This is a genomic window from Phenylobacterium koreense (genome assembly GCF_040545335.1).
Taxonomy (GTDB): Bacteria; Pseudomonadota; Alphaproteobacteria; order Caulobacterales; family Caulobacteraceae; genus Phenylobacterium; species Phenylobacterium koreense.
This window is the reverse complement of sequence record NZ_JBEPLU010000001.1, coordinates 1,494,410-1,509,478: the sequence shown is the minus strand read 5'-3', so window position 1 is coordinate 1,509,478 and position 15,069 is coordinate 1,494,410. Positions and strand designations below refer to the sequence as shown.

The following is a 15,069-nucleotide window of genomic DNA, read 5'->3' as shown; positions in this document are numbered from 1 at the left end:
CCGTGATCTCAGCCCGGCCGCGCCGCAGCGCCCTCTACATGCCCGCCGTCAACGCACGCGCGATCGAAAAAGCCCGGGAACTGCCCTGCGACGTGGTCATCCTCGACCTCGAGGACGCCGTCGCGCCCGACGCCAAGGAGCAGGCGCGAGACCAGGCCGCCGCCGCGGTCGCCGCCGGCGGGTTCGGCCGCCGCGAGGTGGTGATCCGAATCAATGGCCTCGAAACGCCCTGGGGGCTGCAGGATCTCGCCGCTTCCATCGAGGCCAGGCCGGACGCGATCCTGGTCCCCAAGGTTTCTTCCGCCCACGACGTGACCGCCTATGGCGCGGCCCAGGCGGCGCACATTCCGCTGTGGGCGATGATCGAGACCTGCTCGGCGCTCTTCGCCCTCGACCACATCGCCGGCGCGGGCGCAGGGCTGGAGGCCCTGGTGGTCGGGACCAACGATCTGGCCAAGGAGATGCGCTGCCGGCTCAGCCCTGCGCGGACCGCCCTGGCCGGGCCGCTGTCGCTCATCATCGCCGCCGGCCGGGCCTACGGCCTTTCGGTGCTCGACGGGGTTTTCAACGGCATCGACGATGATGCAGGGCTCGCCGCCCAGTGCGACCAGGGCGTCGAATTCGGCTTCGACGGCAAGACCCTCGTCCACCCCCGCCAGATCGAGACGGCCAATCGCGCTTTCAGTCCGACCGGGGAGGAAATCGCATGGTCGCAGGCCATCGTCGCCGCCTTCGATTTGCCGGAGAACGCGGCTAAGGGTGTGATCAAGGTCGAGGGGCGCATGGTGGAACGGCTGCACTTGGCGGAGGCGCGACGCGTCATCGCCGTGTCTGAAGCCATCGCCGCCGCGTGAGGCGAGTTTTGAACCTGGTACTGAGAGCTTCGATCCTGTTGCTGGTCTTGGCTGGCGCGCCAGCGACCGCCTTCGCTCAGGACGCGTCCGATCCCATCGGGAATATCCTCGACCAGGTCGGCCAGCCTGCGCCTGCGACCCCAACCCCGCCGCTTCCGGTCCCGGCGCCGCGAGCCCCGCCGCCCGCAGTCGCGCGCCCGACCCCTGCGCCGCCGGTGGCTGCGCCGTACCCCTACGGTCCGCGCCCGCAAATCGCTGCGCCTTACGCCCCGTCGTCGAGCACCTACGCTCCGCCCCCGCCGAACCTCTCGCCAAGCCTCGCAGAGCCAGTCTTCGTCGACGAGTACGACCGGACGCCCGACCGGCCGATGAATTCGGCGGAGCAGGGCTATGAGAACCGGATGCGCTCGTCATTCGCCGCCGCCCAGGGGATGCAAGGGCCGCTGGACGGCGCTTGGACCCTCCGCTCCGACGCGGGGCAGGCGGTCTACACCTTGCTGCTGGTGGACAAGAACAACGGCCGCCTGGAGGGCGCCTGGCGCGACCCACGCCGGCCGGGGTCGCGCGATTCGTCCGGCTTCCTCGCCGCGATCCAGAAGATCGGGACCCAGCTCACCGCCAGCTTCTATCCCTCGCCGGGCGCCGGTGCGGTCACCCTAACCCTCACCCCGCTCGGCAATGGCGAGTGGACCGGCGAACTCACCGAAGGCGGCGCGCGCCTGGGCGTGGTGATGTCGCGGAACTAGGTCAGGGCGGCGAAGGCGGCCTCAAGCTCGGCGGCCGGATAGGGGCCGCTCTTGCGGCCGTCCGTCAGGCCACGGAAGAAGCGCCCGAAGACGCCGGTCAGGTCGGTGTGGCGTTCGACCATCGCGCGCATCTCAGAGGGCAGGGCCGCCGGCGCGGCGGTCCTCGCGGTCAACCGCTCGGCGAAGTCCCACGCCGCAAAGCAGCGGTCATAGAGACGGTGCGTTTCGAAGAACGCCCGCTCGTCCGCGCTCAACTGGAAGCCCGCGCATAGGGCCAGGCCGAAATCGGCGACATAGGACTGCTCGCCGTCGGTCAGCACGTTGAAGGCGTGCAGGTCGAAATGCAGCATCCCCTGCGCGTTCATGAAGGCGGCCGCCTCCTGAACCTGGTTGTGCAGGCTGAGCGCCCTGGCTTCCAGAGCCGGGTCCAGTCCGGCTTCGAGCCGGCGGGCCATCCAGGCGTCCAGCGTCTCGGGGACGTGTTCGAGAAAGAGCACCAAGCTGGCCGGCGCCGCCGCGATCGCGTCCAGCCGCGCCCGCACGGCGTCCGAGCCGTCCCAATAGGCAGGCGCCTTTTCCAGCCAGTCGAGTTGCTCGGGCCGCAGCGGTGGGCGGCTGGCCCTCGACTCCACCCGCCAGTGGTGCAGCAGCGGAAAGTAGGGGCAGGCGCCCGACAGAGCCCAATCGCTGGCCTGCAGATAGGCGCTCAACTCGCGCCAGGCGCCGAAGCCGGCCGAACCGACGCCGTACTGATAGAAGGTCGGCAGGCCGAAGTGGTTCGCCGTCGCCCCGGGGCCGGCCGCCTGTTCGACATCCGTCAGGGCGATCTTCTTGACGAAGACCTTCCCTCGCTCTGGATCACGCCGGACTGGTTGCCGTGGATGTGGTTGCGCCAGGCCGGCGCGCCGGCAAGCAGCGTGGTGAGCTCGTCGTCGCCCAGGCTGGCCAGCCGCGCCGACAGTCGGTCATGGCGTCGCTGGCGAGCGTCCAGGCGCGTGTTCGCCGTATCGATGTCGGTCATGGCCGTCCTGTCAGCGGGGGCGGGCGAAGCGGCCGTCGCCCTGCACGTTTTCGCGGATTCTGCTGGAGATCGGGCAGCCGTCGATCGAACGGATGACGGTCTGGTGCAGATCTGCCTTGGGCATGCTGCCCAGGGTCTGGGCGCCTCGGTCGCCGCGGCGGTCCTGCGGTCGCAGGAGGGCGTTCGGAGCGGCGGGGAAGGCGGCCTGAACGCTCGCCTCAGGAGGACATGCCCGCGGCGCGGGCGTCATGGCGATGGTCGCCGCGATCAGCAGGAAGGAACCGACCATAGCAATCCTCCTTGGAGTGGAGGACTCTAGCCCCGGTTGCTTCCCGCCGAAAGCTAACTCGCCGCCACTTAGGCCTGCATCGTCCAGCCTTCTACGCCCATGGCGGCCTGGCGGCCGGCCTCGGAGCGGGTCGGGTGCGGATGGCAGACGCGGGCGATATCCTCGCTCGCCGCCTTGAACGCCATGGCCACGCAGTATTCGCCGATCATCTCGCCGGCTTGGGGGCCGATGATGTGGACGCCCAGGATCTCGTCGGTCTTGGCGTCGGCGATGACCTTGGCGAAGCCTTCGGTCTCATGGTTGATCTTGGCGCGGCTGTTGGCGGTGAACGGGAACTTGCCGACCTTGTAGGCGACGCCCGCTTCCTTGAGCTGCTCCTCGGTCTTACCGACCCAGGCGACTTCCGGGTAGGTGTAGACCACGCTCGGGACCAGGTTGTAGTCCACGTGGCCGTACTTGCCGGCGATCATCTCGATGCAGGCGACGGCGTCCTCCTCGGCCTTGTGGGCCAGCATCGGGCCATGGATGGCGTCGCCGATGGCCCAGACGCCCGGCGCCGAGGTCTTGAAGTGGTCGGTTTCGATGAAGCCGCGCTTGTCCGGGGTGACGCCCACGGTCTCCAGGCCCAGGCCCTCGGTGTACGGACGCCGGCCGATCGCCACCAGGACGTAGTCGGCTTCCAGGGTCTCGGCGGCCCCGCCCGCGACGGGCTCGACCGTCAGGGAGACGCTCGACTTGCCGGCCTTCGCGCCGGTGACCTTGGCGCCCAGCTTGAACTCCATGCCCTGCTTGGTCAGCGAGCGCTGGAAGGTCTTGGCGGTTTCGTTGTCCATGCCGGGGGTGATGCGATCGAGGAACTCGACCACGGTGACCTTGGCGCCCAGGCGCCGCCACACCGAGCCCAACTCCAGGCCGATGATCCCCGCTCCGATGACGATCAGGCTCTTGGGGACCTCGGGCAGCGACAGGGCGCCGGTGGAGTCGACGATTCGTTGCTGGTCGATGGTCACGCCCGGCAGCGGCGTCGGTTCCGAACCGGTGGCGATGACGATGTTCTTGGCTTCCAGCGAGGTGACCGCGCCGTCCTCGGCGGTGACCTCCACCTTGCCCGGGCCGGTGATCTTGCCGAAGCCCTTCACCCAGTCGACCTTGTTCTTCTTGAACAGGAACTCGATGCCCTTGGTCAGGGCCGTCACCGACTCGGCCTTCTGCTTCATCATCTGCACGAGGTTCAGCTTCGGCTTCACCTCGATGCCCAGCGTGGCGAACTCGCCGCCGGCCGCCTCGTAGAGTTCCGAGGCGTGCAGCAGCGCCTTCGAGGGCATGCAGCCCACGTTGAGGCAGGTGCCGCCCAGGGTGACGCGCTTTTCGACCACAGCCGCCTTGAGGCCGAGCTGTCCGGCGCGGATGCCGGCGTTGTACCCGCCTGGGCCGCCGCCGATGATGATCACGTCGTATTGAGCCATGCTCTTCCAGTCCTTAGCAAAACGGCGAGGCGTGAAGCCCCGCCGTCATGAAATGCGATAGCCGACGAGCGGCCCGAATTTAGACGTCCAGCAGCAGGCGCTGCGGGTCTTCGATGGCTTCCTTGACCTTCACCAGGAAGGTCACGGCGCCCTGGCCGTCCACGACGCGGTGGTCGTAGCTGAGCGCCAGGTACATCATCGGGCGGATCACGATCTGGCCGTTCACGACCATCGGGCGTTCCTGGATCTTGTGCATGCCCAGAATTCCGGACTGCGGGGCGTTCAGGATTGGCGTCGACATCAGCGAGCCATAGACCCCACCGTTCGAGATGGTGAAGGTGCCGCCCTGCAGGTCGTCCAGGGCGAGCTGACCGTCGCGGGCCTTCTTGCCGAGGGCGCTGATGCCCTTTTCGATACCGGCCAGCGACAGGGCGTCGGCGTCACGCAGCACTGGAACCACCAGACCCTTGTCGGTGCCAACGGCGACGCCGATGTCGTAGTGGTTCTTGTAGATGATGTCCGCGCCGTCGATCTCGGCGTTGACGTCCGGCACGTGCTTCAGGCCGTGGATCACCGCCTTGACGAAGAAGCTCATGAAGCCCAGGCGGGCGCCGTGGCTCTTCTCGAAGCTGTCCTTGTACTGGTTGCGCAACGCCATGACCGCGCTCATGTCGACCTCGTTGAAGGTCGTGAGCATGGCCGCGGCGTTCTGGGCTTCCTTCAGTCGGCGGGCGATCGTCTGGCGCAGGCGGGTCATGCGGACCCGCTCTTCACGCTCATGGATCTCGCGCGGCGCGGCCGGCGCCGGCGCGGGGGCCGGAGCGGCGGCGCGGGCTTCCAGGGCCGCCAGCGCGTCGCCCTTGGTGACGCGGCCGCCCTTGCCAGTGCCTGCGATGGCGCCGGCGTTCAGGTTGTTCTCGGCGACGATCCGCTGGGCCGAGGGGGCCAGCGGCGCGGCGGCCGGAGCTGCGGCGGCTGGCGCGGGAGCTGGGGCCGGAGCGGCGGCCGGCGTAGGCGCCGGAGCTTCCGCCTTCGGGGCAGGGGCCGGAGCGGCCTTGGCGGCGGCGCCTTCGGCCAGGCGGCCAAGCACCGCGCCCGGCTCGACGGTCGCGCCTTCCTCGGCCGCGATGTACTCGAGCACGCCGTCCGCGGGGGCGGCGACTTCGAGACTCACCTTGTCGGTTTCGAGCTCGACCAGGATTTCGTCCTTCCGGACTGCATCGCCGGCTTTTTTCGTCCAGCGCGCCACCGTCGCCTCGGTGACGGACTCTCCCAGTGCGGGGGTCATAATGTCAGCCATTGGAAGGTTCCTGTCTCTCTTTTCGCTCTGTTACTTATGTTTGAAACGCAGACGCCTTAGGCGAAGGCTTCCGCGAGGAAGTTCTGCAGTTCTTTCATATGCCGGCTCATCAGGCCGGCCGCGGTGGAAGCCGAGGCCGGGCGGCCGACATAGCGGGCGCGCTTTGCCTTGATCTTCAGGCGGTCGAGGGTGAGCTCCAGCCACGGGTCGACGAAGGTCCAGCCGCCCATGTTCTTCGGCTCTTCCTGGCACCAGACCAGTTCCGCGTTCGGGAAGCGCGACAGCTCGCTGGAGAGCGACTTCACCGGCCACGGATAGAACTGCTCGAGGCGCATGATGTAGACGTCGTCGACGCCCTTTTCCTCACGTGCGTCCAGCAGGTCGTAATAGACCTTGCCCGAGCAGAGCACGACGCGGCGGATCTTCTCCGGCGCGACGAGCTTCACCGAGGTGTTGGCGCCGCGCTCGGCGTCGTCGTTCAGCACGCGGTGGAAGGACGAGCCCTCGGCCATGTCAGCCAGGGTCGAGGTCGCTTTCTTGTGCCGCAGCAGCGACTTCGGCGTCATGATGATCAGCGGCTTGCGGAACTCACGGCGCATCTGGCGACGCAGGACGTGGAAGTAGTTCGCCGGGGTCGAGCAGTTGACCACCTGCATGTTGTCCTCGGCGCAGAGCTGCAGGAAGCGCTCAAGGCGGGCGGAGGAGTGCTCGGGGCCTTGGCCCTCGTAGCCGTGCGGGAGCAGCATGACGAGGCCGCTCATCCGCAGCCACTTGCGTTCGCCCGACGAGATGAACTGATCGATCACCACCTGTGCGCCGTTGGCGAAGTCGCCGAACTGGCCTTCCCACAGGGTCAGAGTCTTCGGGTCGGCCAGCGAGAAGCCGTACTCGAAGCCCAGCACCGCCTCTTCCGATAGGGCCGAGTCGATCACCTCGAAATGGGCCTGGCCGGGGCGCAGGTTGGCGAGCGGGGTGTAGTGCTCTTCCGTCGTCTGGTCGACTAGGTCGCAGTGCCGTTGGGTGAAGGTCCCGCGCACGCTGTCCTGGCCGGCCAGGCGTACCGGGAAGCCTTCGTCGAGCAGGCTGGCGAAGGCGAGGTGCTCGCCGGTCGCCCAGTCGAGGCCCTCACCGGCCTCGATAGCCGCGCGGCGGTTCTCGATCACCCGCTTGACGTTCTTGTGGACGTCAAGGCGCTCGGGGATGGCTGTGATTCTGGCGCCCAGGTCCGTGAGCTTTTGCAGCGGCACGCTGGTGTCGCCGCGGCGCTCGTCGCCCTCGGGCAGGGCCAGTCCCGCCCACTTGCCGTCCAGCCAGTCGGCCTTGTTGGCCTTGTAGGTCTTGCCGGCGTCGAATTCCTTGTCGAGGAACTCGTCGAACTCGGTCAGCCAGCCGGCGACTTCCGCGTCCGTGGTCACGCCCTCGGCGACCAGTCGGCGGCTGTAGAGCTCGCGGGTCGAGGGATGGTCCTTGATCTTGGCGTACATCAAGGGCGACGTCATGGTCGGGTCGTCGCCTTCGTTGTGCCCGAACCGCCGGTAGCAGAACATGTCGATGACCACGTCCTTGCCGAACTGCTGTCGGAACTCGGTGGCCACCTTGGCGACGAAGGTCACGGCTTCCGGATCGTCGCCGTTCACGTGAAAGATCGGCGCCTCGACCATCAGCGCCACATCCGACGGGTAGGGCGAGGAGCGGCTGTACTGCGGCGCCGTCGTGAACCCGATCTGATTGTTGACGATGAAGTGGATGGTCCCGCCGGTGCGGTAGCCCTTGGTGCCCGAAATGGCGAAGCACTCGGCCACCACGCCCTGGCCGGCGAAGGCCGCGTCGCCGTGCATCAGCAGCGGCAGGACGTGGCTGCGGCCGCTTTCCGGCGCATCGCGCAGGGTGAAGGCCTGCTTGGCGCGGGCCTTGCCCAGCACCACGGGGTTGACGATTTCCAGGTGCGACGGGTTGGCGGTCAGCGACAGGTGGACGGCGTTGCCGTCGAAGGCGCGGTCCGAGGACGCGCCCATGTGGTACTTCACGTCGCCCGAACCCTCGATGTCCGATGGCACCGACGAGCCGCCTTGGAACTCGTGGAAGATGACGTGGTAGGGCTTGGCCATGACGGCGGCCAGCACGTTCAGGCGGCCGCGGTGCGGCATGCCGAGGACGATGTCGCGCACGCCCAGGGCGCCGCCGCGCTTGATGATCTGCTCCAGCGCCGGGACCATCGCCTCGCCGCCGTCCAGGCCGAAGCGCTTGGTGCCGGGATAGCGCTTGTGCAGGAAGCGCTCGAAGCCTTCGGCCTCGATCAGCTTCTTCAGGATGGCGATCTTGCCTTCCTTGGTGAAGTTGATCTCCTTGTCGCGCCCTTCGATACGTTCCTGCAGCCAGGCCTTCTGGGCCGGGTCTGAGATGTGCATGTACTGGACGCCGATGTCGCCGCAGTAGGTGCGCTTCACGATATCGAGGATTTCGCGGATCGTGCCGGTCTCTAGGCCCAACACGTAGTCGAGGAAGATCGGACGATCATAGTCGGCTTCGGTGAAGCCATAGGTGGCCGGATCCAGCTCCGAGGCGTCGCCCTCAGGCGTGGTGATGCCCAGCGGGTCGAGGTTGGCGCGCAGGTGGCCGCGCATCCGGTAGGCGCGGATCATCATGATCGCACGCAGGGAGTCGAGCGTGGCGGCGCGGACCGATTCCGGCGAGGCCGTCGGAGCGGCGCGTTCGGCGATCTTGGCGCCGACTTTGGCTTCGACCGCGGGCCAGAGCCCGTCGATGGCCGAGAGCCAGTCGGGGCGGGCCGCCGGGGCGCCCGGCTTCGTCCACGAGCGCGTGCCGGCGGCGGCTCTGATTTCGTCGGCGCGGTCGTTCAGCGATCCGAAGAAGGCTTGCCAGGAGGCGTCTACCGAGGCTGGGTTCGCCACCCATTTCGCATAGAGATCCTCCACGAAGGCGGCGTTGCCGCCATAGAGGAATGAGGTCTCCGCGAGCACCTCGTTGATCAGACTGCCGTCGTCCGCCATTTCGTCCGTTCCCGGGGCCCGTAGCACGGACTTCAGAACGAAGGAGCCGAGCGCGGACCGCCCATACTACTTAGGTTGTCACCGGGCGCCGTCCAGGCGCCCGGTTGGCCGTCAGGCGCCTTTCAGCACCTGCAGAAGGGTTTCGCCCAGCTTCGCCGGAGACGGCGACACGCGGATGCCCGCTGCCTCCATCGCGGCGATCTTGTCCTCAGCTCCGCCCTTGCCGCCGGAGATGATGGCGCCAGCGTGGCCCATGCGGCGGCCCGGAGGCGCCGTGCGGCCAGCGATGAAGCCCACCATAGGCTTCTTGATCGCTGAATTCTTGATGAATTCCGCCGCATCTTCCTCGGCCGAGCCGCCGATTTCGCCGATCATGATGATCGACTCGGTCTCGGGGTCCTTGAGGAACATGTCGAGCACGTCGATGAACTCGGTGCCCTTGACCGGGTCGCCGCCAATGCCGACCGCCGTGGTCTGGCCGAGGCCGACCTGGGTGGTCTGGAACACGGCTTCATAGGTCAGGGTGCCGGAACGCGAGACCACGCCGACCGAGCCCTTCTTGAAGATGTTGCCCGGCATGATGCCGATCTTGCAGGCGTCCGGGGTCAGGACGCCCGGGCAGTTCGGGCCGATCAGGCGCGACTTGGAGCCCGAGAGCGAGCGCTTCACCTTGATCATGTCGGCCACCGGGATGCCCTCGGTGATGCAGATGATCAGCGGGATCTCGGCGTCGATGGCTTCCAGGATCGAGTCGGCCGCGAAGGGCGGCGGGACATAGATCACGCTGGCGTCGGCGCCGGTTTCCTTCACGGCTTCCTGGACGGTGTCGAACACCGGCAGGCCAATGTGGGTCTGGCCGCCTTTGCCGGGGGTCACGCCGCCCACCATCTTGGTGCCGTAGGCGATGGCCTGCTCGGAGTGGAAGGTGCCTTGCGAGCCGGTGATGCCCTGGCAGATGACGCGGGTCTCTTTACCGATGAGGATGGACATCAGTTCGCCTCCCGCACGGCTTTGACAATCTTTTCAGCGCCGTCCGAAAGGTCGTTCGCCGCGATCACGTTCAGACCGCTCTCATTGATGATTTTCTTGCCGAGTTCGGCGTTGGTGCCTTCCAGGCGGACCACCAGAGGAACCGACAGGCCGACTTGCTTCACCGCGTTGACCACGCCGTTGGCGAGGATGTCGCAGCGGGCGATGCCGCCGAAGATGTTGACCAGGATGCCCTTCACGTTCGGGTCGGCCATGATGATCTTGAAGGCCGCCGTCACCTTGGGCTCGTCGGCGCCGCCGCCCACGTCCAGGAAGTTCGCCGGCTCGGCGCCGTAGAGCTTGATGATGTCCATGGTCGCCATGGCCAGGCCCGCGCCGTTGACCATGCAGCCGATCTCACCGTCCAGGGCGATGTAGCTGAGGTCGAACTTGGAGGCCTCGATTTCCTTCGGGTCCTCTTCGCTCTCGTCGCGCAGCGCCTGGATGTCCGGGTGCCGGAACAGGGCGTTGGAGTCGAAGCTCACCTTGGCGTCCAGGACGCGCAGATGGTCGTCGGCGGTGACGATCAGCGGGTTGATCTCCAGCAGGCTCATGTCCTTGGCGAGGAACGCCGTGTAGAGCTGCGAGAGCAGGGTGGCGGCTTCCTTGGCGAGACCGCCGGTCAGGCCGAGCGCCTTGGCCAGGGCCCGTCCGTGGTGCGGGAAGACGCCGGTGGCCGGGTCGATGGAGAAGGTGGCGATCTTCTCGGGGGTCGAGTGGGCGACCTCCTCGATGTCCATGCCGCCTTCGGTGGAGGCCACGACCGAGACCCGGCTCGTCTCACGGTCGACCAGCAGCGAGAGGTAGAATTCCTTGGCGATCGCAGCGCCTTCCTCGATGTAGAGGCGGTTCACCTGCTTGCCCTTGGGGCCGGTCTGGTGGGTCACCAGCACGCGGCCGAGCATTTCCTCGGCGTTGGCCTTGACCTCATCGACAGACTTGACGACGCGGACGCCGCCCTTGGCGTCAGGCCCGAGGCCCTCGAAGCGGCCCTTGCCGCGTCCGCCAGCGTGGATTTGGGACTTTACGACGAAAACCGGACCACCGAGGTCCTTGGCGGCCTTGACCGCTTCGTCAACGGAGAAGGCGGCATAGCCGCGCGGAACCGCCACGCCGAACTCTGAGAGGACGGACTTGGCTTGATGCTCGTGAATGTTCATGAGGCCGCGTAACGCGTGAGGGGGAAGGCCCGCCAGGGACCTGGCGGACGGCGGGGGTTATAGGCGCCAGGGACGGCCCTGGCAACCGCACGGGGCCAATAAAACCCCGTATTGCGATCGAGGTTACGCCAATTAACGCAAAGCTTTTCAAGCCTGACCCCGCGTGAGCTCCGCAGGGGCCGAAAAGCTTGCCTGAAGGCAGATCGCGCTTAGGAAAATTCTACCTTCGCGTGCGCCACTGTTCCCGCGTCTGGCCCCAGATGTCGACGCTGTCGTTGATGGGCGGCGGCAGGACCGCATGGCGCAGGATGGTCGAGCCGAGCTTGCGCGCGACGCCCTGCGAATTGACGTTGCCCGGATCGATGCAGTGGATCACTTCGGTCCAGCCGAGTTGGTCGAAGGCCCAGTCGATCGCCGCCGCCGCGCCCTCTGGCGCATAGCCGCGGCCCCAGAACTCGCGCGCGACGCCCCAGCCGACCTCGGTGCCGGGCCAGCCCTCCGGCCGCCAGGGGCCAAGCCGTCCGGCCCAGCGGCCGCTCTCCTTCTCGATCACCGAGAACATGCCGAACCCGCGGATCACCCAGGACCCGGCCATGGTCGACATCGAGCGCCAGGCGACCTCGCGCGGTTGCGGGCCGCCCAGGAAGCGCGCGGCTTCCTCGTCGGCGGCGAAGGCCGCCCAGGGCTCGAAGTCCTCCGGCGCGATCGGGCGCAGGATCAGGCGGGCGGTTTCCAGGGTCGGGCCAAGACTCATGGCGCCGACCTTCGCGCGCTTCGCATGGTGACGCCAGGCCTCGCCATGCGTCTGCAGTCCCATCTTTCGGCGTTGGCTTGGCCCGCGCCCGCTCGCAAGATACGGGCGAGAAGGAGACGACCGATGTCCGACCTGCCCCACGATATTGGCAAAGCGGCCCATCACTGGTTCGGCAAGCCCATCAGCGAGTTGAGCGCGCACCAACAGCGGGCGCTGAACCGCGCCATGACGCGCAAGCCCATATCCAAGAACATCAATGACGCTTTCCAGGACAGGCTGACTTTCGGCCAGAGGCTGGCCGACCAGGTGGCGACCTTTGGTGGGTCCTGGACCTTCATCATCGCCTTCGGTCTTGCCCTGGCGATCTGGGTCGGCGGCAATCTGCTGCTGCGACGGGCCGCGTTCGACCCCTATCCCTTCATCTTCCTGAACCTGATGCTGTCGATGCTGGCCGCGGTCCAGGCTCCGATCATCATGATGAGCCAGAACCGCCAGGCGGCGAAGGACCGCCTCGATGCGGCTCACGACTACGAAGTCAATCTGAAGTGCGAGATCGAGATCATGGCCCTGCACGACAAGCTCGACCAGATGAGGAACGAGCAACTGCAAATGCTCGTCGCCAAACAGGAGGAACAGATCGAGCTGCTCACCCGGCTGCTGGCCGAACGCCTGCCAAGAGCGTGAGCCATGCCCGGCGAGCCGATGATCGAGCTGAGCTTCGAGGCCGAGGTGATCACCTGGCGCGGCCCTGCGCCCTTCTTCTTCGCCCCGCTGCCCCAGGCCGCCGCGCAGGAAGTGCGCCGGGTCGCGAAGGCGGTCTCTTATGGATGGGGCGTGATCCCCGTGGCGGCCAGGATCGGCGAGACCACCTTCACCACTTCCCTCTTCCCCAAGCCCGACACCTATTTCCTGCCCCTGAAAGACGCCGTCCGCCGCCAGGCCAATGTCACCGCGGGCGACCGCATCCAGGTGGAAATGACCGTCAGACTCGTCCGCTGACGGTGCGAATTCACTCCTCGGCGTTTGATCCTTCTCCCCCTGACGCGCCATGGGCGATCGCTCCTGGTTTCCCGGGCCAGTCCGCCAGCCTAAAATAGGAGAACGCCACCACGGGAGAACGCCCATGCTGACCGGCTCTTGCCATTGCGGCGGCGCGCACTGGAGCATGGAGGGCGATCCTGGTCCGGTGACGGCCTGCAACTGCACGCTCTGCCGTCGCTATGGGACGCTCTGGGCTTACGATTACGAGAACGAGCGCATCCGGCTCGAAGGCCCGACCGGCTCCTACAAGCGCAAGGAGGACCCCGGGCTGGAGATCCTCTTCTGCCCGACCTGCGCCTGCGTCCTTGCTTGGCGGGGCATGCGGCTGCACGCGGGCAATCGCCGCCGCATGGCCGTTAATGTGCGCCTCGCCGATCCCGAGGCGGTCGCCAGGCTACCCATCGACCATTTCGATGGCTTGGAGAGCTTCAAGGACTTGCCGCGGGACGGTCGCTGCGTCCGCGACATGTGGTTCTAGCGGTTCAGGCCTCGTTCAGCCCGCCGGCCCTAGTTCTTCGCCATGAACTTGGATGACGAACCGCCCCTGAGGATCGAGCCGGTCCACCGGCCTCCGAGGCGGCGGATGAACGGCAAGGCGCTGGCGGGCGGCGTGGCGCTGGCCTGTGTCCTGGGCGTCGGCCTTGGTCTCGCGGCCCGCCCGCAAATCCTCACGCGCGCCATCGCGGCGCTGGCCCCCGCCGCCCAGAACGACGAGCGGCGGCTCGAGCTGCAGATGGCCGAGCCGCCGCCGGAGCCGAAATTCGCTGAGCGTCCGCCGCTGGAAACCCTGTCGCCGGAAACCCTCGAGGCAGGCCAGCAGGCGGCCGCGCCGACAGCGCCCATCGGGCCGCCGGAAGTGCTTGCGCCGGCCGCGCCTGAGCCCGCGCCCGCCTTCGAGCCGCCGCCGGTGGCCGAGCCGCCCTGGCCGCCTGAGCCGCCGCGAGCGCGCCAGGCCCCTAGGCCCCCGGTCGCGCGTGAACCGGCCCAGGCCATTCGTCCGAGCTTCGACTGCCGCCGTGCGGAATCACTGGCCGAGGAGTTGATCTGTACGGATGCGGTGCTCGCCGCGGCCGACCGGCACATGGCCCGTGCCTTCGATCGCGCGGTGAGGTCGGGAGTTCCCCTGCGCCAGCTCCAGGCCGAGCAACGGGACTTCATGGCGATGCGGGAAGACGCCGCCCAGCGCTCGCCCCAGGCGCTCGCCTCGCTCTACGATCAGCGCATCGCGGACTTGAACGCGATGGCCGACGGTCCGGACCCGACCTGGTGATCGGGTCCGGCCTTTGCCGGATTTAGGCCAGCAGGTCCTTCACGGTGTCGCGCTCGCCGACCAGTTCGTCGTTGGTGATCGCGATCTTCGACTTGGCGAAGTCGTCCATCTCGTAGGAGGTGATGACTTCGTAGCCGGTGGCGGTGGTCTTCACCGGCATGCCGGCCCAGACGCCTTCGGCGAAGCCGTAGCGGCCTTCGCTGTTGACGGCGACCGAGTGGATCGCGCCGACGGTGGTCAGGCTGCGGACGTGGTCGATCAGGGCGTTGGCGGCCGACGCGGCCGATGACAGGCCGCGGGCGTCGATGATGGCCGCGCCGCGCTTGCCGACGGTCGGCAGGTAGTCGTTCTTCAGCCAGGCTTCGTCGCCGATGACCTCGGCCGCCGGCTTGCCGCCGATCTTGGCGTGGGTGAAGTCGGCGAACATGGTCGGCGAGTGGTTGCCGTAGATGAACAGGTCGCTGACGTCGTTGATCGAGACGCCGGCCTTCTTGGCCAGTTGAGCGCGGCCGCGGTTTTCGTCCAGGCGCACCATGGCGGTGAAGCGGTCGGCGGTCAGGCGCTTGGCCTGGGCGGCGGCGATCATCACGTTGGTGTTGCAGGGGTTGCCGACCACGGCGACGCGGGCGTCGTCAGCGGCGACGGCGTCGATGGCCTTGCCCTGTGCGATGAAGATCTTGCCGTTGTCCTTCAGCAGGTCGGCGCGCTCCATGCCCGGGCCGCGCGGCTTGGAGCCGACCAGCAGGTTCCAGTTGGCGTCCTTGAAGGCGACGTTGGCGTCGTCGGTCAGCACCATGTCCTGCAGCAGCGGGAAGGCGCAGTCTTCCAGCTCCATGGCGACGCCCTTCAGGGCCTTCTGGGCGCCTTCCGTCGGGATTTCGAGCAGTTGCAGAATGACCGGCTGGTCCTTGCCCAGCATCTCGCCCGAGGCGATGCGGAAGAGGAGGGCGTAACCGATATTGCCGGCGGCGCCGGTGACAGCGACGCGGATCGGCTTTTTCGTGGTCATGGAACTGTCCCGTAGTTGCGGTGCGAAATCGCGGGCGGTCTAGACCCGCATTGTCCCAAGGGCAAGTGACAGGGCGCCGCCCGCGCTCTAGCTAGGACACCGCTGGTCCTGACCATCTT

The 15,069-nt window shown here is 67.4% G+C and carries 15 protein-coding genes and 1 pseudogene; 6 read left to right on the top strand and 10 right to left on the bottom strand.

Going from position 1 to position 15,069, the window contains the following annotated elements:
- Positions 1–2: 2 nt before the first annotated feature.
- Positions 3–854 (top strand): HpcH/HpaI aldolase/citrate lyase family protein, encoded by an 852-nt coding sequence (locus ABID41_RS07465; protein WP_435529981.1) that lies wholly within the window; start codon positions 3–5, stop codon positions 852–854.
- Positions 855–862: 8 nt separating this feature from the next.
- The gene (locus tag ABID41_RS07460; RefSeq protein ID WP_354297370.1) at positions 863–1,600 is read left to right on the top strand and encodes a hypothetical protein; all 738 of its coding nucleotides are present in this window, start codon (positions 863–865) and stop codon (positions 1,598–1,600) included.
- Here the strand turns inward: ABID41_RS07460 and ABID41_RS07455 are convergent.
- The 9 genes and pseudogenes from ABID41_RS07455 to ABID41_RS07415 form a co-directional block, all read right to left on the bottom strand.
- A complete protein-coding gene (locus tag ABID41_RS07455) occupies positions 1,597–2,310 on the bottom strand; it encodes a protein kinase family protein (protein WP_331931961.1) in 714 nt (237 codons plus the stop codon). The two genes, ABID41_RS07460 and ABID41_RS07455, sit on opposite strands and share 4 nt — an antisense overlap.
- A 107-nt stretch (positions 2,311–2,417) precedes the next feature.
- Complete coding sequence (locus ABID41_RS07450) at positions 2,418–2,621, bottom strand: hypothetical protein (protein WP_331931960.1); 204 nt, start codon at positions 2,619–2,621, stop codon at positions 2,418–2,420.
- Between the two features lie 10 nt (positions 2,622–2,631).
- A complete protein-coding gene (locus ABID41_RS07445) occupies positions 2,632–2,910 on the bottom strand; it encodes a hypothetical protein (RefSeq protein WP_331931959.1) in 279 nt (92 codons plus the stop codon).
- A gap of 68 nt (positions 2,911–2,978) precedes the next feature.
- Positions 2,979–4,391: pseudogene (gene lpdA / locus ABID41_RS07440) on the bottom strand (dihydrolipoyl dehydrogenase); the annotation flags it as partial.
- A gap of 64 nt (positions 4,392–4,455) precedes the next feature.
- Positions 4,456–5,676 carry a 2-oxoglutarate dehydrogenase complex dihydrolipoyllysine-residue succinyltransferase gene (gene odhB / locus ABID41_RS07435; protein WP_354297369.1) on the bottom strand — a complete coding sequence of 407 codons (1,221 nt, stop codon included), beginning with the start codon at positions 5,674–5,676 and terminating at the stop codon, positions 4,456–4,458.
- A gap of 56 nt (positions 5,677–5,732) precedes the next feature.
- Complete coding sequence (locus ABID41_RS07430; protein ID WP_331929741.1) at positions 5,733–8,687, bottom strand: 2-oxoglutarate dehydrogenase E1 component; 2,955 nt, start codon at positions 8,685–8,687, stop codon at positions 5,733–5,735.
- A gap of 111 nt (positions 8,688–8,798) precedes the next feature.
- Entirely contained in the window at positions 8,799–9,677 is an 879-nt protein-coding gene (sucD, locus tag ABID41_RS07425) for a succinate--CoA ligase subunit alpha (RefSeq protein WP_331929743.1), read from the bottom strand.
- Positions 9,677–10,876, bottom strand: coding sequence for an ADP-forming succinate--CoA ligase subunit beta (gene sucC, locus ABID41_RS07420; protein WP_331929744.1), 1,200 nt, complete (start codon positions 10,874–10,876; stop codon positions 9,677–9,679). The genes sucD and sucC overlap by 1 nt, the downstream gene beginning before the upstream one ends.
- Before the next feature lie 220 nt (positions 10,877–11,096).
- The gene (locus tag ABID41_RS07415) at positions 11,097–11,630 is read right to left on the bottom strand and encodes a GNAT family N-acetyltransferase (protein WP_331929752.1); all 534 of its coding nucleotides are present in this window, start codon (positions 11,628–11,630) and stop codon (positions 11,097–11,099) included.
- A 123-nt stretch (positions 11,631–11,753) separates the two neighbouring features.
- Here ABID41_RS07415 and ABID41_RS07410 point away from each other — a divergent pair, with 123 nt between their 5' ends.
- The 4 genes from ABID41_RS07410 to ABID41_RS07395 all read left to right on the top strand — a co-directional run bounded on the left by ABID41_RS07410 (position 11,754) and on the right by ABID41_RS07395 (position 13,941).
- Positions 11,754–12,314 (top strand): DUF1003 domain-containing protein, encoded by a 561-nt coding sequence (locus tag ABID41_RS07410; protein WP_331929746.1) that lies wholly within the window; start codon positions 11,754–11,756, stop codon positions 12,312–12,314.
- Positions 12,315–12,317: 3 nt separating this feature from the next.
- Entirely contained in the window at positions 12,318–12,629 is a 312-nt protein-coding gene (locus tag ABID41_RS07405) for a DUF1905 domain-containing protein (RefSeq protein WP_331929748.1), read from the top strand.
- A 124-nt stretch (positions 12,630–12,753) separates the two neighbouring features.
- Positions 12,754–13,149, top strand: coding sequence for a GFA family protein (locus ABID41_RS07400; protein WP_331929750.1), 396 nt, complete (start codon positions 12,754–12,756; stop codon positions 13,147–13,149).
- Positions 13,150–13,254: 105 nt separating this feature from the next.
- Positions 13,255–13,941, top strand: coding sequence for a lysozyme inhibitor LprI family protein (locus ABID41_RS07395; RefSeq protein WP_354297368.1), 687 nt, complete (start codon positions 13,255–13,257; stop codon positions 13,939–13,941).
- Between the two features lie 22 nt (positions 13,942–13,963).
- Here ABID41_RS07395 and ABID41_RS07390 read toward each other — a convergent pair whose 3' ends face one another.
- Positions 13,964–14,950: a malate dehydrogenase gene (locus tag ABID41_RS07390; RefSeq protein ID WP_331931595.1), complete on the bottom strand. Its 987-nt coding sequence runs from the start codon at positions 14,948–14,950 to the stop codon at positions 13,964–13,966.
- Positions 14,951–15,069 lie beyond the last annotated feature (119 nt).

What these genes read in the sequence shown, in the direction of transcription:
- ABID41_RS07450 (WP_331931960.1), bottom strand. Translation starts at nt 2,621, where the DNA reads ATGACCGACATCGATACGGCGAACACGCGCCTGGACGCTCGCCAGCGA.
- ABID41_RS07445 (WP_331931959.1), bottom strand. Translation starts at nt 2,910, where the DNA reads ATGGTCGGTTCCTTCCTGCTGATCGCGGCGACCATCGCCATGACGCCC.
- odhB (WP_354297369.1), bottom strand. Translation starts at nt 5,676, where the DNA reads ATGGCTGACATTATGACCCCCGCACTGGGAGAGTCCGTCACCGAGGCG.
- ABID41_RS07430 (WP_331929741.1), bottom strand. Translation starts at nt 8,687, where the DNA reads ATGGCGGACGACGGCAGTCTGATCAACGAGGTGCTCGCGGAGACCTCA.
- sucD (WP_331929743.1), bottom strand. Translation starts at nt 9,677, where the DNA reads ATGTCCATCCTCATCGGTAAAGAGACCCGCGTCATCTGCCAGGGCATC.
- sucC (WP_331929744.1), bottom strand. Translation starts at nt 10,876, where the DNA reads ATGAACATTCACGAGCATCAAGCCAAGTCCGTCCTCTCAGAGTTCGGC.
- ABID41_RS07415 (WP_331929752.1), bottom strand. Translation starts at nt 11,630, where the DNA reads ATGAGTCTTGGCCCGACCCTGGAAACCGCCCGCCTGATCCTGCGCCCG.
- ABID41_RS07410 (WP_331929746.1), top strand. Translation starts at nt 11,754, where the DNA reads ATGTCCGACCTGCCCCACGATATTGGCAAAGCGGCCCATCACTGGTTC.
- ABID41_RS07405 (WP_331929748.1), top strand. Translation starts at nt 12,318, where the DNA reads ATGCCCGGCGAGCCGATGATCGAGCTGAGCTTCGAGGCCGAGGTGATC.
- ABID41_RS07400 (WP_331929750.1), top strand. Translation starts at nt 12,754, where the DNA reads ATGCTGACCGGCTCTTGCCATTGCGGCGGCGCGCACTGGAGCATGGAG.
- ABID41_RS07395 (WP_354297368.1), top strand. Translation starts at nt 13,255, where the DNA reads ATGAACGGCAAGGCGCTGGCGGGCGGCGTGGCGCTGGCCTGTGTCCTG.
- ABID41_RS07390 (WP_331931595.1), bottom strand. Translation starts at nt 14,950, where the DNA reads ATGACCACGAAAAAGCCGATCCGCGTCGCTGTCACCGGCGCCGCCGGC.